The 19,677-nt window shown below is 71.0% G+C and carries 20 protein-coding genes and 1 pseudogene; 8 read left to right on the forward strand and 13 right to left on the reverse strand.

What is annotated here, in order from left to right; all coding sequences use genetic code 11:
• A pseudogene (locus tag DJ73_RS21060) lies at positions 1–128 on the reverse strand (methyltransferase type 11); the annotation flags it as partial.
• Positions 129–208: 80 nt separating this feature from the next.
• Between DJ73_RS21060 and DJ73_RS14115 the strand changes: the two are divergent.
• Positions 209–823 (forward strand): GNAT family N-acetyltransferase, encoded by a 615-nt coding sequence (locus DJ73_RS14115; protein ID WP_094522040.1) that lies wholly within the window; start codon positions 209–211, stop codon positions 821–823.
• Between the two features lie 9 nt (positions 824–832).
• Here the strand turns inward: DJ73_RS14115 and DJ73_RS14120 are convergent, their stop codons facing one another.
• The 3 genes from DJ73_RS14120 to DJ73_RS14130 all read right to left on the reverse strand — a co-directional run bounded on the left by DJ73_RS14120 (position 833) and on the right by DJ73_RS14130 (position 3,120).
• The gene (locus DJ73_RS14120) at positions 833–1,351 is read right to left on the reverse strand and encodes a TspO/MBR family protein (protein ID WP_094522039.1); all 519 of its coding nucleotides are present in this window, start codon (positions 1,349–1,351) and stop codon (positions 833–835) included.
• 63 nt (positions 1,352–1,414) lie between these two features.
• On the reverse strand, positions 1,415–2,464 hold the full coding sequence (locus DJ73_RS14125; RefSeq protein WP_094558269.1) for an AI-2E family transporter: 1,050 nt from the start codon (positions 2,462–2,464) through the stop codon (positions 1,415–1,417).
• A 59-nt stretch (positions 2,465–2,523) separates the two neighbouring features.
• The gene (locus DJ73_RS14130; RefSeq protein WP_094558270.1) at positions 2,524–3,120 is read right to left on the reverse strand and encodes a DUF6149 family protein; all 597 of its coding nucleotides are present in this window, start codon (positions 3,118–3,120) and stop codon (positions 2,524–2,526) included.
• A gap of 132 nt (positions 3,121–3,252) precedes the next feature.
• On the opposite strand from DJ73_RS14130, the gene DJ73_RS14135 reads away from it, so the two are divergent.
• The 5 genes from DJ73_RS14135 to DJ73_RS14155 all read left to right on the forward strand — a co-directional run bounded on the left by DJ73_RS14135 (position 3,253) and on the right by DJ73_RS14155 (position 6,886).
• Positions 3,253–3,840 (forward strand): DUF1684 domain-containing protein, encoded by a 588-nt coding sequence (locus DJ73_RS14135; protein WP_094558271.1) that lies wholly within the window; start codon positions 3,253–3,255, stop codon positions 3,838–3,840.
• 86 nt (positions 3,841–3,926) lie between these two features.
• Positions 3,927–5,165 carry an NAD(P)/FAD-dependent oxidoreductase gene (locus DJ73_RS14140; RefSeq protein WP_094558272.1) on the forward strand — a complete coding sequence of 413 codons (1,239 nt, stop codon included), beginning with the start codon at positions 3,927–3,929 and terminating at the stop codon, positions 5,163–5,165.
• A 116-nt stretch (positions 5,166–5,281) separates the two neighbouring features.
• Complete coding sequence (locus tag DJ73_RS14145; protein ID WP_094522034.1) at positions 5,282–5,497, forward strand: hypothetical protein; 216 nt, start codon at positions 5,282–5,284, stop codon at positions 5,495–5,497.
• Positions 5,498–5,579: 82 nt separating this feature from the next.
• Positions 5,580–5,999, forward strand: a complete 420-nt coding sequence (locus DJ73_RS14150; RefSeq protein WP_094522033.1) for a hypothetical protein — start codon at positions 5,580–5,582, stop codon at positions 5,997–5,999.
• 89 nt (positions 6,000–6,088) lie between these two features.
• Complete coding sequence (locus tag DJ73_RS14155) at positions 6,089–6,886, forward strand: molybdenum cofactor biosynthesis protein B (protein WP_094558273.1); 798 nt, start codon at positions 6,089–6,091, stop codon at positions 6,884–6,886.
• Positions 6,887–6,919: 33 nt separating this feature from the next.
• Here the strand turns inward: DJ73_RS14155 and trpG are convergent, their stop codons facing one another.
• The 6 genes from trpG to DJ73_RS14185 form a co-directional block, all read right to left on the reverse strand.
• Positions 6,920–7,537, reverse strand: coding sequence for an anthranilate synthase component II (trpG, locus tag DJ73_RS14160; RefSeq protein ID WP_094558274.1), 618 nt, complete (start codon positions 7,535–7,537; stop codon positions 6,920–6,922).
• Positions 7,534–9,186: an anthranilate synthase component I gene (gene trpE / locus DJ73_RS14165; RefSeq protein ID WP_094558275.1), complete on the reverse strand. Its 1,653-nt coding sequence runs from the start codon at positions 9,184–9,186 to the stop codon at positions 7,534–7,536. Before trpE ends, trpG begins: the two co-directional genes overlap by 4 nt.
• Positions 9,183–9,827 (reverse strand): phosphoribosylanthranilate isomerase, encoded by a 645-nt coding sequence (locus tag DJ73_RS14170; protein ID WP_094522029.1) that lies wholly within the window; start codon positions 9,825–9,827, stop codon positions 9,183–9,185. Before DJ73_RS14170 ends, trpE begins: the two co-directional genes overlap by 4 nt.
• On the reverse strand, positions 9,827–10,906 hold the full coding sequence (gene trpD / locus DJ73_RS14175) for an anthranilate phosphoribosyltransferase (RefSeq protein WP_094558276.1): 1,080 nt from the start codon (positions 10,904–10,906) through the stop codon (positions 9,827–9,829). Before trpD ends, DJ73_RS14170 begins: the two co-directional genes overlap by 1 nt.
• A 126-nt stretch (positions 10,907–11,032) precedes the next feature.
• Positions 11,033–13,555, reverse strand: a complete 2,523-nt coding sequence (locus tag DJ73_RS14180; RefSeq protein WP_094558277.1) for a DUF2309 domain-containing protein — start codon at positions 13,553–13,555, stop codon at positions 11,033–11,035.
• Entirely contained in the window at positions 13,552–15,054 is a 1,503-nt protein-coding gene (locus DJ73_RS14185) for a proton-conducting transporter membrane subunit (RefSeq protein ID WP_094558288.1), read from the reverse strand. The genes DJ73_RS14180 and DJ73_RS14185 overlap by 4 nt, the downstream gene beginning before the upstream one ends.
• Positions 15,055–15,404: 350 nt before the next feature.
• On the opposite strand from DJ73_RS14185, the gene DJ73_RS14190 reads away from it, so the two are divergent.
• Entirely contained in the window at positions 15,405–16,421 is a 1,017-nt protein-coding gene (locus tag DJ73_RS14190; RefSeq protein ID WP_094558278.1) for an amidohydrolase family protein, read from the forward strand.
• A 14-nt stretch (positions 16,422–16,435) separates the two neighbouring features.
• Here DJ73_RS14190 and DJ73_RS14195 read toward each other — a convergent pair whose 3' ends face one another.
• From DJ73_RS14195 to DJ73_RS14205, 3 genes are all read right to left on the reverse strand, one after another.
• Positions 16,436–16,909: an Lrp/AsnC family transcriptional regulator gene (locus DJ73_RS14195; protein ID WP_094522025.1), complete on the reverse strand. Its 474-nt coding sequence runs from the start codon at positions 16,907–16,909 to the stop codon at positions 16,436–16,438.
• An 85-nt stretch (positions 16,910–16,994) separates the two neighbouring features.
• Positions 16,995–17,618 carry a universal stress protein gene (locus DJ73_RS14200; RefSeq protein ID WP_094522024.1) on the reverse strand — a complete coding sequence of 208 codons (624 nt, stop codon included), beginning with the start codon at positions 17,616–17,618 and terminating at the stop codon, positions 16,995–16,997.
• 62 nt (positions 17,619–17,680) lie between these two features.
• Positions 17,681–18,964 carry a tRNA pseudouridine(54/55) synthase Pus10 gene (locus tag DJ73_RS14205; RefSeq protein WP_094558279.1) on the reverse strand — a complete coding sequence of 428 codons (1,284 nt, stop codon included), beginning with the start codon at positions 18,962–18,964 and terminating at the stop codon, positions 17,681–17,683.
• A gap of 115 nt (positions 18,965–19,079) precedes the next feature.
• Between DJ73_RS14205 and DJ73_RS14210 the strand changes: the two genes are divergently transcribed.
• Entirely contained in the window at positions 19,080–19,466 is a 387-nt protein-coding gene (locus tag DJ73_RS14210) for a DUF5830 family protein (protein WP_094558280.1), read from the forward strand.
• Positions 19,467–19,677: the final 211 nt, after the last annotated feature.

Raw genomic sequence — 19,677 nt, forward strand, 5'->3', positions numbered from 1 at the left:
AGGCGGTCGATCGGTCGCGTCGCGTGGGCGAGCCCCGCGGCCAGCGCCTCGCCGTTCGCCGGCGGCATGACGCGGTCGTACAGGGGGGCCACCCGGTCGAAGAAGCGGACGTCGCCGAGGCCGTACATGGTCGCTCTCGGCGGCGGAGCCACTTAACAGGCCGCGGGGGCGCCGCTCCGTATTTATCCGAACGGGCCGTAGCGCGAGCATGGAGTACGCGCTCGTCGGCGATCCGGGCTCCGGGGCGACCCTGCGGCTGGACTACCGCGCGTTCGCCTACGCCGGCAAGTTCGTCGTGGGCAAGCCCGGGAAGGCCGTCCTCCGGACGCCCGACGGCTCGCCGGCGGTCCCGCGGTGGGAGCCGGAGGAGCCGCTGCCGCCGACCGTCGAAGCGAGCGCGTTCGACGACGACGTGGTCGCCGCGGTCTCCTTCTCGCCCGACCGGACCGACCCCGCCTGCTGCCGTCTCCGGTACGTCACCGTCCACGTCGCCCGCCGAGGCGAGGGGATCGGCCCGCGGCTCGTGGACCGGACCGTCTCGCGGCTCGCGGCGGACGGCTACGACCGGGTGCGGATCGCCGTGAACAACCCGTTCGCCTACGCGGCGCTCTACAAGTCCGGCTTCGCGTACACGGGCGATCGGACCGGGCTCGCCGAGCTGGAGCTGGAGCGCCCGGCGACCGAGCCGGCCCCGGAGAGCGACGGTGACGGGGAGCGGTACCGGGCCGGGCTCCGGGCGTTCCGCGAGGACGACCGCGAGCTCGACCCCCGCGAGCGGCGGTTCATCGCGGAGCGACTCGGAGAGGAGCCGGAGTCAGGGTGACCGACCGGCTCAGTTCAGCGCCCAGATCCCGTAGTTGAGCGCGGTCGCGAAACAGACCCACGCGAGGTAGGGGACGAGCAGGAGCGCGGCCCGGCGGTCGACGCGGTCGAAGGCGAGGATCGTCGCGGCGACGAGCGGGAGGAGCGCGACGAGCACGGCGAGCCCGAGGTCTGGGCGTTCGAGCCCCCAGAAGACGGGCGACCACGCGACGTTGACGCCGAGCTGGACGGCGAACAGGCCGAGCGCGGTCCGGGCGTCGCGAGCGATTCGGGCGTCGCGGGCGTCGCGGCCACGGAGGTAGACGAGCGCCGCGGCGGCGCCGAGCAGCGCGTACAGTATCGGCCAGACCACGCCGAACGCCCACCCGGGCGGGTAGTACGCCGGCAGCGCGAGCTCGGCGAACCACGCGCTCTCGGTGGCGGTGAAGGGGACGCCGACCGCCCCGATCAGGTTGACCGCGACGGCGGCGGCGACGATCAGGAGGGCGTCCCGGCGGTCCGGCAGCCGGGATCGGGCGGCGGTTGCCATGAATCGACGTACGCGGCTGATCGGTTTAAATCACGCCGCCGGCTACCCGCTAAATCACGCCGCCTACCCGCCGCCGATCGCGTCGTAGTCCTCGCGGAACGTCTCCAGCGTCGCCGCGAGCACGCCGATGACGATGGGGCCGACGAACAGCCCGGTGAACCCGACCGAGTAGATCCCGCCGAACACGCCGAGGAGGATCACCGCGGGGTTCAGGTGCGCCTGCTGGTCGATGACGATCGGCCGGGCGTAGTTGTCCACCAGCGCGATGACGAACACCCCGTACAGCGCGAGCAACACTCCGGCCGTGACCTGGTCGACGACGACGAGGTACGCCGCGGCCGGCCCCCAGACGAAGAACGCCCCGATCAGCGGCAGCAGCGCGAGCACGGCCATGACGAACGTCCAGAAGACGACGTTCGGGACGCCGGCCGCCCACAGGCCGACGCCGGCGACCAGCGCCTGCAGCAGCGCCACGGCGATGTGTCCGATCACCACGCCGCGGGTCATCGCGTCGACGCGGTCGACGAGGTCGGCGGTGACCTCCGCGGGAAGCGGGCTCGTGTCCCGGATCCAGCCCACGAACGCCGGTCCGTCGAGCAGCGTGTAGTAGACGAGAAACAGCGCCAGAGAGAGGCCGACGGACGCCCGAAGCGCCGTGGTGACGACCCCGCTGACCCCGCCGAACAGCGTCTCGACGAGGAGCTGTCCGGCCATCGCGAGCACCTCGCCGACGTCGATCTCCCGGCCGGTGAGCACCGCGAGCTCGGCCTCGATGGCGCTCACGTCGATCTCCGTGTTCCCGCGGGCGATCTCGGTGAGGTCCCGGATGAAAACCCACGAGATGTACGCGAGCGGAATGATGACGGCGACGACGGACGCGAGGATGAGCGAGATGCCCGAGAGCATGCGGGCGAGCCGGGTCGACACCGACTCCCGCACGTGGCCCGCGAGGCGGTCCCGAAGCCATCTCGAGAGCCGCACGTGGAACGGGTAGAGGACGTACGCGAGGATCGCCGACGCGACCACGTACTCGACGAACGGGAGGATGACGAACAGCGTCAACAGCGCGACGATACCGATGAGGAGGAGGAGAAACGATTGACCGCGGTTCATGTCGCCCGCTCTCGCCGCCGAAGTATAAACGTGGGCGGCTCTCGGGGCGACCGGCTTCGTTACGCGCTCGCCTCGTCCTCGTCGAGCCCGGGCGCGGCTGACGGGTCGACGTCCTCGGGCTCCTCGGCCCCCCCGCCGACGACCGTCTCGCCGTCGTCGGTATGGACGTACACGTCGTCGGCGAAGCCGGCGAGCGCGTTCTCGTACTCCGCGGTCTCCAGCCGCTCGGGCGTCTCGGGGGCGACGGCGACGCCCTCGATCGGCCGGAAGTCACCGAGCGGGTCGTCGATCGTGATCCCGTGCTCGGTGAAGAACTCCTCGTAGCGTCGGTAATGTTCCTCTAACTCGTCGCCCGGGATCTCCATCATCTCCGTCCAGCCGTGGTTGAAGAAGTCGAAGTTGGCCTGGACGTGCGTGATCTCGCGGGCCTCGGCCTCCGGGAAGCCGGTCTCTAAGCCGGCGACGTAGGCGTCCATCGTCGCGTCGAAGAAGTCGTCGAGGTGCTCGCGGCGCTCCTCCCGGCGCTGTTCGTCGGCCTTGTTCAGAAAGATGCTCGTGTGGAGGTCGACCAGCTTGTCGTTCGCGACGTCGCCGACGACCGGCGTCGTCAACGCCTTCTTGGCGGCCCAGTGGCGGATGTTCTGCCGGATCTTCATACGTCTCGTTAGGTCGGCACGTCCTTGAATCTGTGGCGCCTCGGCCGCGACGGACCGCGGTCGCGGCGGCGGTCCACCGCCGCACGGACCGACGCAATTGTTATTGCATAGTAAGCACAATATTACGGTGTGATGAACGCGAACGAGACCGACGACTGGGCGCGGCGGATCGAACGGGAGCGTCGCGCGAAAGAGGAGCAGTTCCGGGAGTCGGCGCGGTCGCCGCTGCCGATCGAGATGCGCGGCGACGCGTTCCCCGGGCTCTCGTTCTACGACCCCGACCCGGCGTGTCGCTTCGTGCTCCCGCTCCACGAGCACGACGAGACGGAGACGATATCCGTCGAGACCACCGCGGACGGCGAGCAGACGTACCGCAGATGGGGGGAGTTCAGGTTCGAGCTCGACGGCGACGCGCACTCGCTACAGGCGTACCGTCCGACCGACGGCTCGGACCGGTTCTGGGTCCCCTTCCGCGACGAGACCAACGGCGAGGAGACGTACGGAGCGGGGCGCTACCTCGACCTCATGCCCGACCGCGACCGCGTCGACGGGGAGTGGACGCTCGACTTCAACGTCGCGTACAACCCCACGTGCGCGTACAACCACGCGTACGAGTGTCCGCTGACGCCGACGGAGAACTGGCTCGACGCTCGGATCGAGGCGGGCGAGCGCGATTTCCCCGCCGAACCCGCCGGTGGCGGCGACCACGGCGGTGAATAAGTCCGACCGCGGCCCCGAGCGCAAGTGTATCACGGGTATCAGTGCGGATGGCAACCCACATTAACCCCGAATCCGAACGCCCGCACATGAGCGATTCGTACGTGATCGTCGGGGACGGTATCGCGGGTGCGTCCGCGGCCGAGACGCTGCGCGAGCAAGCGCCTGACGCCGAGATCACGGTTCTCACCGACGAGGGAGAGTCCCTCTACAACCGGATCCTGATCAAAGAGTACGCGAAGGGGAAGCTCCCCGAGGCGCCGATCTCGATCCATCAAGAGGAATGGTACGACGAGCACGACGTCGACCTCCGGCTCAACACCGTCGTCGTCGACATCGACGTGGAGAACGACGCGGTCCACACCCACGAGGGCGAGACGTTCGAGTACGACTCCCTCCTGCTCGCGATCGGCGGCACCCCCCAGCAGCTCCCCGTCGAGAACGCGGACGCGGACGGGATCCACCACTTCTGGACGTTCCAGGACGCTCGGCGGATCAAAGAGAGCGTCGAGGGCGCCGAGCGGGCTGTCATCGTCGGTGCGGGGCTCCTCGGGATCGACTTCGCGGCCATCTGCGGCGCGCAGGATGTCGAGGCGAAGTACCTGATGCGCGGCGACTGCTGGTGGCGCTACGCGCTCTCCGAGGAGGGCGCGTCGATCATGCACGACGCGATGCGCGAGCGCGGCGTCGAGCCCGTCTTCGGCTCCGGCGTCGATCACTTCGAGGTCGACGACGACGGCCACGTCGAGGCCGCAGTTGACCCGAACGGCGAGCGCTACGAGTGCGACTTCGCGGGCGTCGCGATCGGCCTGAACTTCAACACCGAGATCGTCGAGCAGACCCCGCTGGAGACGGACAACGGCATCGCCGTCGACGAGTACATGCGAACCAACGTCGACAACGTGTTCGCGGCCGGCGACATCACCAGCTTCAACGACCTGGTCCTCGGCGAGCAGGGGAAGAACGGCTCGTGGGGGTCGGCGAAGGAGCAGGGAACGATCGCCGCCCGCAACATGCTCGACTACGGCAGCGAGGCGTTCGAGTGGGTCTCCTCGTACTCGATCACCCACTTCGACTTCCCGTTCCTCTCGTTCGGCCACCCGACCATCGGCGACGACTCGGTCGAGGCGACCACGGCCGAGGGCGAGTGGCGCCGCGTGGCCCTCAAGGACGGCAAGGTCGTCGGCGGCGTCCTCATCGGCGACCTCTCCCCGCAGTCCGCGTTCAAACAGCTCATGCGCGAGGGCCGCGACGTGAGCGATCAGACGGATCTCCTCATGGAGCCCGGCTTCTCCGTCGACGACCTGGCGGCGACGACCGAGCAGTAACGCGGGACGCTCGCCCCCGATCCGTCCGTTTCTCCGGTCGCTCCGTTTACGCTCGTTCGACCCGCTCGCTCGGAACCGACGCAACGTTTATGATTAATCATGACATGCGTTATCGTATGCCACTCCGAGAGACGGGGCGACGGCTTCGGCTCCGGCGGACCGGCTGGATCCCGCCGGGTGCTCGCGTGCGTCACTACGACGAACTCGGCGAGGACGCACAGATCCTCGTGCGGAAGCTCGCCGGGCGACCGAGAACGGCGCCGGAACACGGCGACCTCGACGACGGCGACTTCGTGAAGTTTACCGACTACTACCAGGTTCGCACGCGCTGAGGGTCGGAGAGGCGACGTCGGTCCCCCGCGAACGCCACCCCCGAAGCGAAGTTGTTTTCGCTCGCCGCGCGAACACGGATCCATGGACAGTGGCGGATCTACCGACATGACGCTCGCGTTCGAGCTGGAGGCGCTGAAGACGCTCGCGGACCCCAACGACGTGTTCAACAACGCCCGGCAGTGGACGGAGTACGTCGGCGTGGTCAGCGAGAAGCCGACGTACGTCGTCACCAACTTCACGCGCAAACACCGCGTTCGCCAGGACTTCTTCTCGGGCCCGCGCGGCGTCGAGGAGAGCCTGGAGAACATCGCCGGCCAGTTCGACACGGACCGGCACGTGTTCGTCGGCGTCGACGACGAGGACGAGGCGGTCGCCGAGGCCACCGGCTGGGAGTTCCTCCACGTCGAGGACGCGGCCCAGGCCGCGGGGTGGATCCTCGCGGCGGACGAGCCGGACGAGGAGGAGGCGCCCGAGGAGTCGTCGCGGGACGACTGGCCCTAGGTCGGTCCGATAGCGCGCGAACCGGGCGACCGCCGCGTCCGGGGGTCGGAGGTGGTGGTGTTTTCACCGTCGCCGGGAAACGTGGTGCCATGAGCGACGCGCACGACCACGGCGAGGGCGAAGCGGACCACGGACAGGGCGGCGACAGCGGGGAAGACGGCGACCGCGGCCACGACCACCACCACGACGACGGAGACCACCACCACGATGACGACCGCGGCCACGACCATCACCACCACGACGCCGAGTCGGTCGAGGTCGCGGTCGTGACGGTGTCGTCCTCGCGCTCGCTCGACGAGGACCCGTCCGGCGACCACGTCGCCGCCGCGTTCGAGGACGCGGGCCACGAGGTCGCCGTCCGCGAGCTGGTCCCGGACGAGTACGACAGCGTGCAGGGGACCGTAGACCGATTGGCCCGGCGGAAGGACGCCGACGTCGTCGTCACCACCGGCGGCACCGGCGTGACGCCGGACGACGTGACGCCGGAGGCGGTCGACGGCCTCTTCGCGAAGAAGCTCCCCGGCTTCGGCGAGCTGTTCCGCCGGCGCTCGGAGGCCGAGGTCGGGACGCGGACCATCGGGTCACGGGCGACGGCCGGGATCGTCTCCGCCACGCCCGTCTTCTGTCTCCCCGGCTCCGAGAACGCGGTCCGGCTCGGCGTCGACGAGATAATCCTCCCGGAGGTCGGCCACCTCGTCGGGCTCGCCGGACGCGACGCGGACGACGAAGACGACGAGGAGGAGACGGAGGGCGACGCCGGCACCGAAGAGGAGACGGAGGGCGACGCCGGCACCGAAGAGGAGACGGAGGGCGACGCCGGCACCGAAGAGGAGACGGAGGGCGACCGCGAGGCGAGCGGGGAGTCGGCGGACGAGGAAGCGAAGTAGGGCCGGCGTCGCCGCGCGGTCTCGACGTCCGCCTCAGACGGCTTCGAGGAAGTTCCGGATCAGGTCGTGGCCGGCCGCGGTCAACACGCTCTCCGGGTGGAACTGCACGGCCTCGATCGGGTGCTCGCGGTGGCGGATCCCCATCACGATCTCGTCGTCCTCGTGGTCCGTCGTCGCCGTCACCGCGAAGGCGTCGGGGACCGCCGTGGCGGCCAGCGAGTGGTACCGCCCGGCGCGGAACCCCTGGTCGAGCCCGGCGAACACCCCCTCGCCGTCGTGATCCACCGGGAACGCCTTGCCGTGGATCGGCTCCGGCGCGTGACCGACGGTCCCGCCGTACTCGTACACGGCGGCCTCTAGGCCGAGACAGACGCCGAGCGTCGGGACCTCGGGCGAGAGCTCCCGGAGCACGGCCGTCGTCACGCCCACGTCGCGCTCGTTCTTCGGGTGACCAGGGCCGGGGCTGACGATAACCGCGTCCGGGTCGGCGTCGCGGATCGCCGCCAGCGACGCGGTGTTCTTGAACACCTCGACGTCGATCGGCTCCGGGTCCCCGCTCGCGTCGTCCTCGCCGTCGAGCGTCTGATCGGAGACGTACTCGACGAGGTTGTAGGTGAACGAGTCGAAGTTGTCGACGACGACGACGTTCATTCGTCGACCTCCGCGCCGGCGGGGAGGGGGTCGTCCGCGGGCGACTCCTCGTCCCGGATCCGGTCGATCGCGGTCAGCACGCCGTCCATCTTCTGCTCGGTCTCCTCGTACTCGGCGGCCGGATCGGAGTCGGCGACGAGCCCGGCGCCGGCCCGGACGGTCACGGCGGCCTCGTCCGGACCGCTCGCGCCCCCCGGCGACTCGTCGAGCGTCGCGGTCCGGATCACGATGGCGAAGTCCGCGTCGCCGGTCCACGCGTAGTAGCCGACGCCGCCACCGTACGCCTCCCGCGGCGTGGTCTCTAACTCCTCGATGATCTCCATCGCGCGCACCTTCGGCGCCCCCGTGAGCGTGCCGGCCGGGAACGTCGCGCGCGTGGCGTCGAAGGCGTCGGCGTCGGCCGCCATCGTCCCCGTGACGGTCGACTCGATGTGCTGGACGTGGCTGTACTTCAGCACGTTCATGAACTCCTCGACGCGGACCGATCCCGCCTCCGAGACGCGCCGGACGTCGTTGCGCGCGAGGTCGACGAGCATCGTGTGCTCCGCGCGCTCCTTCGCGTCGGCGAGCATCTCGCCGGCGAGCCGGCGGTCCTCGACCGGGCTCGTCCCGCGGGGACAGGTGCCCGCGATGGGGTTCGAGACGATCCGTTCGCCCTGCACCGACACCAGCGTCTCCGGGCTCGCGCCGACGATGCTCCGGTCGTCGTGGCGCAGCACGTACATGTACGGCGAGGGGTTCACCTCGCGGAGCGCCGCGTACAGCCCCAGCGAGTCTACCTCGCCGCGGAGCTCCCGGCTCCGCGAGATCACGCCCTGGTAGATGTCGCCGTCGAGGACGTGGCGCTTCGCGGTCCGGACCGCCTCCTCGTACGCCTCGCGTGGGTCCGCGGACTCCGCGTCGACTCGGATCCCGTCGGGCTCCGGCGGCGCGGCCTCACGGAGCTCGGCGCTCACCCGCTCCGCCTCGGCGACGAGGTCGTCGTACACCGCCGCCGGGTCGTCGTCGACGCCGATGACCGGCGTGAAGACGAGCTCGGCGCTCCCCTCCTTCTCGTCGAAGACGACCGTGCGGGTCGTGAGCGCGAACTCGGCGTCCGGGAACTCGGTCTCGGGGCGCTCGACGCCGACCTCCTCCAGCCAGAGGTCGTAGACGGCCTCGTACGCGAGGAAGCCGACGAACCCGCCGGAGAGGATCTGCCGGTCGGTGTCGGGGAACCCGCGCAGGCTCACGTCGGGGAACGCCGCGCGGATCCGGTCGACCGCGTCGCCCGCGCCGGGGCCGGTCTCTTTCTCAGATCCGTCCCCGACGAACTCCGCCGCCGGCCCGAGCCGGGTCACCTCGGTGCGGTCGGGGTGGACGGAGACGATCGCCTCGGGGTCGTAGCCGACGAACGAGTAGCGGGCGTGCCGGTCGGCCTTCCCGCCCGACGTGAACGCGCCGTCGGGGTCGCTGGAGGCGACCTTCTCGCCGGACTCCAGGAGGAACCCGTACGGCCCGTCGCCGACGAGGGTCGCGTACGCCGCGAGCGGGGTCACGTCGGCGTCGAGCGCCGCGGACGCCCGGACGACGACCGGCTTCTCCGCGTCGGCGGCGAGCTCGACGAACGCGGCCTTCGAGCGGTCGAGCGGGGAGCCGTCGTCGCTCATGCGAGCTCCATCTCCCGGCCCGCGTTGGCGACGAACCGGGCCACCGCGTTGTGGTCCTTCCGCCCGTCCGCCAGCTCGACGCCGGAGGCGACGTCGACGGCGTACGGGTCGGCGACGCGGACGGCCTCGGCGACGTTGTCGGCCGTGAGCCCGCCCGCGAGCACGACCGGCGACGTGAGCCGGGCCGCCAGCTCGCCCGTCTTCGCCCAGTCGTGGGCCTCGCCGGTGCCGCCGGCGCCGGAGTCGTCGGTCGAGTCGATCACGAGCGCGTCGGCGACCGCGTCGAACTCCTCGGCGCGGGCCGGGTCGTCGGCGTCGACGGCGAGCAGCACCTTCCGCTCCGTCTCCGCGCGGATGTACCGGATCTCGTCGGGCGTCCACTCGCCGTGGAGCTGAATCGCGTCCGGACCGACCGTCCGCAGGAGCTCGACCGCGCGCTCGGCGGAGTCGGGCATCGTGACCAGCGTCGCCGTGACGAACGGCGGGACGTCCGCGAGCAGCTCCGCCGCCGTCGCCGAGTCGACCTCGCGCCCGGAGTCGACCGGCACCTCCGAGATCACACCGACCGCGTCCGCGCCCGCGTCGACCGCGGCCCGGAGGTCCGCGGCGTCCGTGAGCCCGCAGATCTTCACCCGGGCCATCAGTCGTCGCCCTCCGAGCCGGCGGTCGTCGCCTCCTCGGCGTCGTCCGCCGGGGTCGCCGCTCCCTCCGCGATCCCGTCGTCGCCGCACAGCGCCGCGAACTTCTCGGCGGCCGCGCCGGAGTCGATCGCCTCGGCGGCCCGCTCGACGCCCGCCGCGAGCGTGTCGGCCTCGCCGGCGACGTAGATCGCCGCCCCCGCGTTCGCGAGGATCAGGTCGCGCTTCGGCCCCGTGACGGAGCCGTCGACGATCCCCCGCAGGTCGGCCGCGTTCTCCGCCGGCGTCCCGCCCGAGACGTCCTCGATCGGGGCGCGGTCGAGCCCGAGGTCCTCCGGCGCGATCGTGAACTCGGTCACCTCGTCGCCGACGACCTCGGCGGCGACCGTCTCGTCGTGGATCCCGATCTCGTCCATCCCCGCGCCGTGGACCACCAGCGCGTGCTCGACGGGCATGCGCGCGAGCGACCGGGCGATCGTCCCGACGAGGTCGGGGTCGTAGACGCCGAGCACCTGCGCGTCGGCGCCGGCGGGGTTGGTGAGCGGGCCGAGCACGTTGAAGATCGTCCGCATCCCGAGCTCCTTGCGCGGGCCGATCACGGCCTTCATCGCCGGGTGGAAGACGGGCGCGAGCATGAAGCCGATCCCGTCGGCCTCGATGGCGTCCGCGACCGCCGGCGGCTCGGCCTCGACGTCGGCGCCCGCGACCTCCAACACGTCGGCGCTCCCGGAGGAGGAGGAGACGGAGTAGTTGCCGTGCTTGGCGACCGGGACGCCCGCGCCCGCGGCGACGATCGCGGCGGTCGTCGAGACGTTGATCGTGTCGTAGTCGTCGCCGCCCGTCCCGCAGGTGTCGACGAGCGGCTCGCGGGCCGGCTCGATCGTGCGGGCGGCGTCGCGCATCCCCTGCGCGAAGCCGGCGATCTCGGCCTCGGTCTCGCCCTTCGCCCGGAGGGCGGCGAGGAGGGCGCCGATCTGCGCCTCCGTGGCCTCCTCGAAGACCAGCCGCGCGGCCTCGCGCGACTCCTCGACAGTCAGATCCGTCCCGTCCGTCACGCGTTCGACCGTGTCGTTGATATCCATAGTGTTCACCGATGTATTACTTCGCGTTGTGATGTACAAGTCTGTACACCGATTTAACGCTGTCGCCGCGGTGGTACTCGGTCACGCGGAGCGCGGAAGGAGACAGAACGGGACCGCGGGGACGGCTCAGTCGTCCGCGACGGTGGGAGCGACCGGCGCCTCCGGTTCGGTTTCGGTCGGCGCCTCCGGTTCGGTTTCGGTCGGCGCCTCCGGCTCGGCGGCGGCCGGCTCCGAGGCCGGTGCCCAGCTCAGGTCGCGCTCGTACTCGAACGCGCGGTGGTCGCGCGTCGGGTCGACGACCGTCAACGAGAGCCAGTCGTTGTCCAGCAGTTCCGTCACCTCGTCGTGGTCGGCCAGCGCGTCGGTGACGCGTTCCACGGGGGCGTGCACGACCGTCGAGAGGCGGAGCGGCTGGTGGTACGGGACGCCGTCGGCGGCCATCAGCGACTGGCTGGGGAGCCCGGTCATCAGATCGCCGCCGTTCCCCTGGTAGACGCCGACGTTGCCGACGGGGTTCTGCGTCGCCTTCGACCCGCTCCCGTAGGTCGCGTTGTCGACGGTCGAGAAGTAGTACTGCGCGTTGATCCACTGGGTGACGACCATCGGCCCGGCGAGGATCGCCTCGAGCGCGTCGCCGTCGGGGTCGGTCGACCAGTCGTACGAGTGGAGGAACGCGCGGCCGTCCAGGTCGAGGTCGCTCGTCAGCTCGCGGGGCCCGACGACGAAGCCCGCGTTGCCGGCCAGTCCCCACTCGGGGCGCGTCTCGGCCCAGTCGCCGGCGCGGCGCTCGGTCTCGCCGACGCCCGCCGAGGCGTCGGCGCCCATCGCGTCCGCGCGTTCGGCGGCCGCGCCCTCGCGGGCCGCCGCGAGGTCCGCGCGCAGCGCCGCGAGGTCGTCCGCGTGGCTCTCGGGCACGTCCCCGTAGAGCTCGATCTCGTCGGTCGTCGTGTTGTGTTCGCCGGCGAGGAAGACGGTGTCGTCGGGGACGTCGAAGCCGCGCTCGCGCAGCGCCGCCTTCACGTCGGGGTCGGCGCAGATCGCCGCGAGGACGCGGGCGTTCGGCCCGCCGGGGTTGCCGGCACACGCGCCGCAGTCGAGGCTCGAGTCGTAGGGGTTGTTGGTCGTCTCGCTCGCGTGGCCGGCGAACACCACGAGCCGGCCGAACTCCGTCCAGCCCATCAGATCGAACGCGGTCGCGGCGTACTCGACCTTCTCCTCTTGGGTCAGTCCGATCGGGAGATCGCCGGCGTAGGCGTGCTGGTGGTGGACGGTCTGCTCGCAGAACTCGCGGTCGTCGAGCACCGCGTCGTCCGCGGCCCCCAACAGGTCGCGAACGCGGCTCGGCACCAGCGTGCGGGCCGCGAGCGCCAGTCCGTACCCGCTCCCCGCGTTCTCCACGAAGCCGAAGGCGCTGGCGGGGTTCGTCTTCAGCTTCTTGACGACGTCACCCGCGACCTCGCGGACGCTCGACCGGCGGTCGCGGCGCGCCTGCGCGTCTCCGTCGGTCGGTATCTCGCTGATGCGGTGCCGGGGATCGAGGATGGGCGGGCAGGCGTCGACCGACACGTCGGCGTCGTACGCCTGATACTCCATCGGAACGCCGAAGAAGCCGGCGTACCCGTGGGTCTCGTACTCGCCCTCGTCCTCGATGTGACGCCGGATCACCTCCGACCGCGTGTCGATGCAGAACACCAACTGCGCGTCGGGGCGGGCCGACGGGTCGCTCTCGCCCGAGGAGTCGCCCCCGGCCGGCGGGTCGCTCTCGTCCGGCGACTCGCAGCCGGCCAGGGACCGGCTCTCGGCGAGCGACCGGCTCTCGGCGGTCACGCGCCCGACGACCTCGGAGCGGTAGCTCGCCTCCCAGGCGCTCAGAAACGCCTCGGCGAGCTCGTCGGCCGGATCGGCGTCGGCGCTCCCGGGATCAGTGGACGGCTCGACATCGACGCCGAACCCGTCGAGGAGCGCGAGACGGACCGCGACGTAGTCCGCGAGCGTGATCGGGTGGACCGACTGCCACGCCCCCTCGTCGTCCGCGCGCTGCTTGATGAACCCGGCCCAGCCCGGAAGCGCGGCCAGCTGTTCCTCGAAGACGGGGACCCACTGGCTCTCCGGGTACGGCTCCAAGACGGCCTCGATGGCCTCGGTCGGGGTCTCCGGGAGCGACGCGACGACCCCCTCGTCCGGGACGTCGGCGTCGTGCGGTGCCAGCTCGCGGAAGGCGGCGTAGAACCCCTCGTCGCGGTTCGGCATCGGCCACGCGGCGCCGCCCTCGTCGAGGAACGCCGACAGCCACTTCGTCAGCACGTGATCGACCCGCTCGGCCCCGCCGTCCGGCGCCGCCGACTCGACCGACGCGTCCACGCGTTCGAGCAGCGTCTCCGGGTCGGCCTCGTAGCCGCGGTCGGCGAGCTCCGCGGCGAGCGTCTCGCGGTCGATCCGGCCGTCGTCCAGCGCCGCGCGGAAGACCTCTCGGCTCGGGTAGCCGCGTCCGCCCAACACGTCGGCGGCCTGCGTCACCGCCTCGTCGAACGGTATGTTCTCGAACCCCGAGAGGGGGTTCGCCGTCACGAACGAGTGGATCGGCCAGACCGATCCGACCGTCGCCGCCGCGTCGTCGATGCCGTCTCGGATAGTGGATTGAGTGCTCATTGAACTCCTCCGTTGTCGTACTCCTCTGCGTTCGTCAGCACGGTTCCGGACGACGGGTGGCCCCAGTTCAGGAGCGCGACGTAGAGCCGGCGACTGCGCTCGTGGACGCCGGTCTCTATCGCCACGTACGCGGCGAGGAAGGCGGCGGCCACGAGGCCGTGCAGCGCGGTCAGTTCGGTCGGCGCCGAGACGACCGGGAGCCCGGTGAGGAGCGCCGAGACGCCCCTGTAGACGAGCGCGTACACGGTGATCGCCGGCAGGAAGACCAGCGGGACCGCACCGTAGCGGACCGCCGGCGGAAGCGACGCGTGCCGGACCGCGCCCCGCGCCGCGTGGAGGGTCGTGAACGCCACGAACAGGGCGAGCAGCAGTCCGGAGTCGACGCTCGTTCCCTTCCCCGTCAGCAGCGCGAAGACCGCGCCGCCCGCCAGTCCGGTCAGCAGCGTCACCGCGCCGTCGGCGACGCCGGAGACGCCCGTCCGGGGGGCCGTCTGCCCGCTCGGGGCCGTCCGTTCGACCGCACCGCCCGCACCGAGGAAGTGGTAGGCCTTGTAGAAGCCGTGCAGGATGAGGTGGGTGACGGCGGCCCCGAAGAACCCCAGACCGGCCTGCATGATCATGAATCCCATCTGCCCCACCGTCGAGCAGGCCAGCTTGCTCTTGACGTCCGGCCGGACGGACTTGAGGAGCTTCCCGAGCAGCGCGCTGGTCGCGCCGACCGCGACGATAGCGAGCATGAGGCCGGCGTCGACGGTGACGACCGGCGCGAACCGGAGCAGCAGGACGCCGCCGGCGTTGACGAACCCGGCGTGCATCAGCGCCGACGCCGGCGTGGGGGCGGTCATCGACGAGAGCAGCCAGCCGTGGAACGGAAGCAGCGCGGACTGGATCATCGCCGCGAGGACGAGCGCGCCCGCGGCGACGACCCACAGCGGTCCGCCGAGCCCGTCGGCGGCCGCGGCGACGCCGGAGACCGTCGTGGCGCCGGTCGCCCGCCAGAGCGCGGTCAGCGCGACGCCGAGGAGCGCGCTGCTGGCGACGAAGTACCGCCGAGCGAGCGACGCGGCGGCCCGCGCCTGTCTCCACCCGTCGACGACGCCGATGAGCCTCGCCATCACCAGCCCCATCGCCAGCCACAGCAGTCCGAACGCGGCGAGGTGGTCGGCCGCGACGAGGGCCATCACGGTCACCTCGAAGGCGAACACGGCGAGGAAGAACCGCGTCTCGTGGGCGCTTCCCGCCATGTACCGGCGCGAGTAGCTGTGGACGACGCCGCCGAAGAAGGCGACGACCACCCACATCAGGACGGTGAGTCCGTCGACGGCGAACGCGCCGGGGACCGCCGGGGCGAAACCGAATCGGACTCGGGCGACGAGGACCGCGAGGCTCGCGGCGAACAGCGACCAGGCGAGCCACGTGAGTGCGACGGGCGCGAACGGCGTCTCCGCCGTCGCGTCCGGGAGCGCTCCGACCGTCGTTTTCGAGTTGGATTCCGACATCGTTCGGCTCGTGCGACCAATCTCCGTAGCCGACCCGCACGGCGAACCGGTATCGGTCGTCTCCACTCCGTCTAGTGAACAGATTGCGTATTAAATCTGTTTATCTTCACAAACTGTTCGATATAATCTCATTATAGAACATTATAGTTATCGCGAGGAGACGGGTCCGCGTCGTGAACCGAGCGGAGCGGGTTCGCAGGCGTAATCGTGGACGTGTCCGGACGGGGTTCGTCCCGAGCGGCTCGTCCGCGGGTCCGTAACGGATACGTCGCCGACGACCAGTCCAGTTCTCGGTCCGTTCGCGAATCGCGTTCAGAAAACCATATCGTTATCCGATCCGCAGTGTCGGTATGGAGGAACTCACCGGGACCGTCCTCGCCGGCGAGTCGTTCGAGCCGACTCGCGGGCGTCTCGTCGTCGACGACGGTCGGATCGAGGCCGTCGAGGAGACCGACACGGAGTCGACCGACATCGTCCTGCCCGCGTTTGTCAACGCCCACACGCATCTAGGGGACTCCGTCGCGAAGGAGGCGGCCGTCGGGCTGTCGCTCGACGAGGCGGTGGCCCCGCCGGAGAGCCTGAAACACCGGCGGCTGGCGGCCGCCGACCGCGCCGACCTCGTGTCGGCGATGCGCCGAACGCTCCGGTTCGCGCGGCGGACCGGTACGATCTCCTGTTTGGACTTCCGGGAGAACGGAGTGGCCGGGGCGCGGGCCCTCCGCGAGGCGGCGTCGTCAGTCGCCGTCGACCCGTTCATCTTCGGGAGCGGCGACCCCGCCGTCCTCGACGTCGCCGACGGGTACGGGGCCTCCGGGGCGAACGACGACGACTTCGCCGACGAACGCGCCGCGTGCGAGGACCGCGGCGTTCCCTTCGCCATCCACGCCGGCGAGCCGGACGCGACCGACATCCACCCGGCGCTCGACCTCGATCCGGACCTGCTCGTTCACATGGTACACGCCGAGCGGGAGCACCTCGAACGCGTCGCGGACCGGTCGGTCCCGGTCGCCGTGTGCCCGCGCGCGAACGAGGTCCTCGACGTCGGAACGCCGCCGGTCCGGGAGCTGCTCGACCACACGGCCGTCGCGCTCGGCACGGACAACGTCATGCTGAACGCCCCGTCGATGTTCCGCGAGATGGCGTACACGGCGAAGCGGTTCGACGTGACCGCCCGGGAGGTGCTACGGATGGCGACCGCCGCCGGCGCCGAGATCGCGGGGCTCGACTGCGGCGTCATCGCGCCCGGGCGACGGGCCGCGCTCGTCGTCCTCGACGGCGACTCGGACAACCTGGCCGGCTCGGAGGACCCGGTGCGGGCGGTCGTCCGGCGCGCGACCGCGCTCGACGTCAAGCGGGTCGTCGGGTAGCGACCGGTCCGCGTTCAGGAGTCGGTCTCGGCGTCGAACTTGCCGAACGGCGTCGCCTCGTGGCTCCGAACGAGCACCTCGTCCGCGACGGTGAGCCCCATGTCGAGGAGCTCCTGTGCCACGGGCGTGATGTCGCCGTCCGACTCGCCGACCGCCGTCACGAGGAGGTTCTGTTCGCCGGTGACCAGCTCCTGCACCGAGATGACGCCGTCGATCTTCAGGATCTCGGGGAGCAGCTCGCCGCGCTCGGGTATCGACGCGGTGCAGTAGAGCAGCATCCGGAGCGGATACCCCGATTTCTGGTAGTCGACGTCGGCGCTGTACCCCTTGATTATCCCGTCTGACTCGAGGCGCTGGATGCGTTTGCGGACGGTGCTGTCCGACGTCCCGGTGCGCTCCGCGATGTCCCCTGACGAGGTGTTTCGGGCGTCCTCTTGGAGCGCGTACAGGATCGCCCTGTCCACGTCGTCGATCGCTTCGTCAGCCATACCGGAGCCTCCGTGGCATAGCCACTTTACTGTTCTATGTCGCTTTTAAACGGAGCGGGGACGCCCGACGCGAGTCCACCGCGGCCTACGCCACGTCCAGCGACGTGTCACCCTGCGCCTCGACGACGACCACGGGGACCTCGGCGTCGTCGATCACGGTGTCCGTCGTGGAGCCGAACACGAACCGGCCGACGGCGCCAGTGGTGGGGGCGCCGACGACCACGAGGTCGTAGTACGGCGACTGCTCGACGATCGCGCCCGCGGCGGTCCGGTCCTCGACGAGCCAGCGGTCCACCCTGTCGAAGTCGCCGAGGCGGTCGCGGGCCGACGAGAGGAGGCGATCGCCGGCCGCGGCGTACTCGGCGGCGTCGGCGTCCTCGCGGTCGCCGACCGGCGTCGCGTCCCCGTCGACGAGCGCCTCGTCGGAGGGGACGACGTGGAACAGTTCGAGCCAAGAGCCGGTCGCGTCGGCGATCTCGCGGGCCACGTCGACGGTCGCCCCCGTGTGCGGGCCGGCGCCGACGGCCACGAGGATCGAGGACACGCGGTCCGGCCGCGCCGCTCGGTCTTTCCCCTTCAGACGGGCGTGCGCCGCCGTCGTGGTCGACGCGGCCGCCTCCCTGACCGCCGGTTCGACGACAGGCTCGCCGACACCGTCGCCGACCGTCGGCGCCTCGGCGCTCGCTTCGTCCGCGTCGCTCCCGTACATACCCCCAACGTCAGACGCGCGTCAGATAAATCCCGCCGGTCCGCGCCGACCGTTCGAGGGCGTCAGTCTCTGAAGAACGCGTCGCGCTCGAACGGCTCCGCCTCGCCCTCGACGGCGACGACGTCGAGCGCGGTGACTTCTGCGCCGACGCCCAGCAGCCCGGCGAGGCTCGGCTCGGTGCGGCCCTCGTCCCCCGAGATCAGCTCCTTGATGTAGAGCCCGCCGGCGCCGCGGACCTCGACGGTCGCGTGACGCGGGTCGTCGACCTCCGCGGTCGCCTCGTACACGTCGCGCTCGCGGGTGAGGCTCGCGCGCCGGTGGTCCACTCGGTTCGGGGTGTACTGCTCGACCGTCGTCCCCTCCAGTTCGTCGACCGCCTCGGCGAGGGCGTCGGCGTCGACGTCGGCGTCGAACGCCACCTGCGCGCGGTAGCGCTTGGCGGCGTCGTGCTCCTTCACGCGCTCGACCATGTCGTAGGTCGCGAGCCGGAGCCCCTCGACCTCGACGGCGCCGTCGGCGAAGGCGTTGATGTCCGACTGGAGGCGCTCGACGTCGACCCGACGCCGACGCGGCTCCTCCACCTCGATCACGAACGGCCGTCCGGTGCCGAGCATGAGCGCGTCGACGTCCTCGCGGCCCGCCCCGTGGAACGTCGCCTCCGTCCCGTCCATCACGTCCTCGACGATCGGCGCGGTGTACTCCTCGACGCTGTCGTCGTAGAGGTAGCCGGAGCCCCCGCAGTGGTCGCAAGGGTCCGCGCCCTGCCGGCCGGAGCCCTTGCACTCGCGGCAGGGCCACTCGGTCTGCGGGATGTCGCGCTCCAGTTTCCTGTATCGCCCGTACACGAAGGTGGAGTTCACCTTCGCGTCGATCTCGTCGTCCGCGAGGTCGATCGTGAACTGCACGTCCGGGCGGTCGAAGGACACCTCCGCGCCGGTGAGTCGGCCGAACCGCTTGCCGACCTCGCGGTTGAACTCGGATTTAAACGGTTCGCCCGCGTCCTCGTCCAGCCCGGCGTCGGCGCGGAGCAGCGCCTCGTTCTCCTCGATCAGCGGCGGCGGGCGCGTGCCGACGTTGTACGTGGCGAACTCGATCCCCTCGACCGCCTCGGCGGCGCGCTCGGCCCACGCGTCGAACTCGGTGCAGCGGCCCTCGCAGACCCAGCAGTCCGCGGTGTCGACCGGTTCGTGGTCCTCGTCGTCGCGCAGCGCGAGCGAGACGCGCAGCGCCGACCCGCGCTCGGCGTTCGACAGCCCGAAGCTCCGGTCGGCGACCAGCCGGCCGAGACAGGCGTCGCACACCGGCCCCGTCTCGGTCGCCCGCGCCGCGACCTCCAGTACGTCCATACGCCCTCCAGCGCCCCACGTGGTAACTGTCTTACTACATCGCGGGCCCTCGGCGTCGCGGGACGCGCCCCGTCTTCCCGGCCGACTTAAGAGGGTCCGATTCGTTTCGCCGGGCGTGAACGAGCCGGCGTCCCGGGAAGAGCGGCTGGAACTCGGCGTCGAGCTGCTCGCGCACCTCGAGCACGAGGAGCTGGCGCTCCCAGACGCGATCGACCGGATCGAGACGGTGACGACGAGCCCCGCGCTCACCCGCGACATCCTCGACGCCGCCGAGAAGCGCGGCGTCATCGAGCGCGAGGACGCCCGGCTCAGAGTTCAGCGCGGCGGGACCTACGTGGACTACGACAGCCAAGTCACCCAGCGCGAGGGCGACTTCGAGTGCCGCCGCTGCGGGACCTCCATCACGACCGGTCACTTCGTGAAACTCGACGCCGGCGAACTCGGCCCGTTCGGCTCCTCCTGCATCCGGAAGGTGACCGGGCGCGATAGCGACGACGAGTGAGAACCGCGGTCTCGACGCGCATTTTTAAATGACCGACGCGGTGGCGCGTGCCTCCGAGCGCCCGTCGGGCGTGAGGAGCACGCGCGAGGGACGCGGTGAGCGCTCGGAGAGCGCGAACCGCGAGGCTGGGGAGGTACGAGGCTGCGGTGCGGTTGCGGTCGGGTGGGACTCAAAGGGGCAGTCGCGAGGACGAAGCCCGGCGCAGCAAGGA

The sequence above is a fragment of the Halorubrum sp. Ea1 genome (assembly GCF_002252965.1).
Lineage (GTDB): Archaea > Halobacteriota > Halobacteria > Halobacteriales > Haloferacaceae > Halorubrum.

What these genes read in the sequence shown, in the direction of transcription:
- DJ73_RS14115 (WP_094522040.1), top strand. Translation starts at nt 209, where the DNA reads ATGGAGTACGCGCTCGTCGGCGATCCGGGCTCCGGGGCGACCCTGCGG.
- DJ73_RS14120 (WP_094522039.1), bottom strand. Translation starts at nt 1,351, where the DNA reads ATGGCAACCGCCGCCCGATCCCGGCTGCCGGACCGCCGGGACGCCCTC.
- DJ73_RS14125 (WP_094558269.1), bottom strand. Translation starts at nt 2,464, where the DNA reads ATGAACCGCGGTCAATCGTTTCTCCTCCTCCTCATCGGTATCGTCGCG.
- DJ73_RS14130 (WP_094558270.1), bottom strand. Translation starts at nt 3,120, where the DNA reads ATGAAGATCCGGCAGAACATCCGCCACTGGGCCGCCAAGAAGGCGTTG.
- DJ73_RS14135 (WP_094558271.1), top strand. Translation starts at nt 3,253, where the DNA reads ATGAACGCGAACGAGACCGACGACTGGGCGCGGCGGATCGAACGGGAG.
- DJ73_RS14140 (WP_094558272.1), top strand. Translation starts at nt 3,927, where the DNA reads ATGAGCGATTCGTACGTGATCGTCGGGGACGGTATCGCGGGTGCGTCC.
- DJ73_RS14145 (WP_094522034.1), top strand. Translation starts at nt 5,282, where the DNA reads ATGCCACTCCGAGAGACGGGGCGACGGCTTCGGCTCCGGCGGACCGGC.
- DJ73_RS14150 (WP_094522033.1), top strand. Translation starts at nt 5,580, where the DNA reads ATGGACAGTGGCGGATCTACCGACATGACGCTCGCGTTCGAGCTGGAG.
- DJ73_RS14155 (WP_094558273.1), top strand. Translation starts at nt 6,089, where the DNA reads ATGAGCGACGCGCACGACCACGGCGAGGGCGAAGCGGACCACGGACAG.
- trpG (WP_094558274.1), bottom strand. Translation starts at nt 7,537, where the DNA reads ATGAACGTCGTCGTCGTCGACAACTTCGACTCGTTCACCTACAACCTC.
- trpE (WP_094558275.1), bottom strand. Translation starts at nt 9,186, where the DNA reads ATGAGCGACGACGGCTCCCCGCTCGACCGCTCGAAGGCCGCGTTCGTC.
- DJ73_RS14170 (WP_094522029.1), bottom strand. Translation starts at nt 9,827, where the DNA reads ATGGCCCGGGTGAAGATCTGCGGGCTCACGGACGCCGCGGACCTCCGG.
- trpD (WP_094558276.1), bottom strand. Translation starts at nt 10,906, where the DNA reads ATGGATATCAACGACACGGTCGAACGCGTGACGGACGGGACGGATCTG.
- DJ73_RS14180 (WP_094558277.1), bottom strand. Translation starts at nt 13,555, where the DNA reads ATGAGCACTCAATCCACTATCCGAGACGGCATCGACGACGCGGCGGCG.
- DJ73_RS14185 (WP_094558288.1), bottom strand. Translation starts at nt 15,054, where the DNA reads ATGTCGGAATCCAACTCGAAAACGACGGTCGGAGCGCTCCCGGACGCG.
- DJ73_RS14190 (WP_094558278.1), top strand. Translation starts at nt 15,405, where the DNA reads ATGGAGGAACTCACCGGGACCGTCCTCGCCGGCGAGTCGTTCGAGCCG.
- DJ73_RS14195 (WP_094522025.1), bottom strand. Translation starts at nt 16,909, where the DNA reads ATGGCTGACGAAGCGATCGACGACGTGGACAGGGCGATCCTGTACGCG.
- DJ73_RS14200 (WP_094522024.1), bottom strand. Translation starts at nt 17,618, where the DNA reads ATGTACGGGAGCGACGCGGACGAAGCGAGCGCCGAGGCGCCGACGGTC.
- DJ73_RS14205 (WP_094558279.1), bottom strand. Translation starts at nt 18,964, where the DNA reads ATGGACGTACTGGAGGTCGCGGCGCGGGCGACCGAGACGGGGCCGGTG.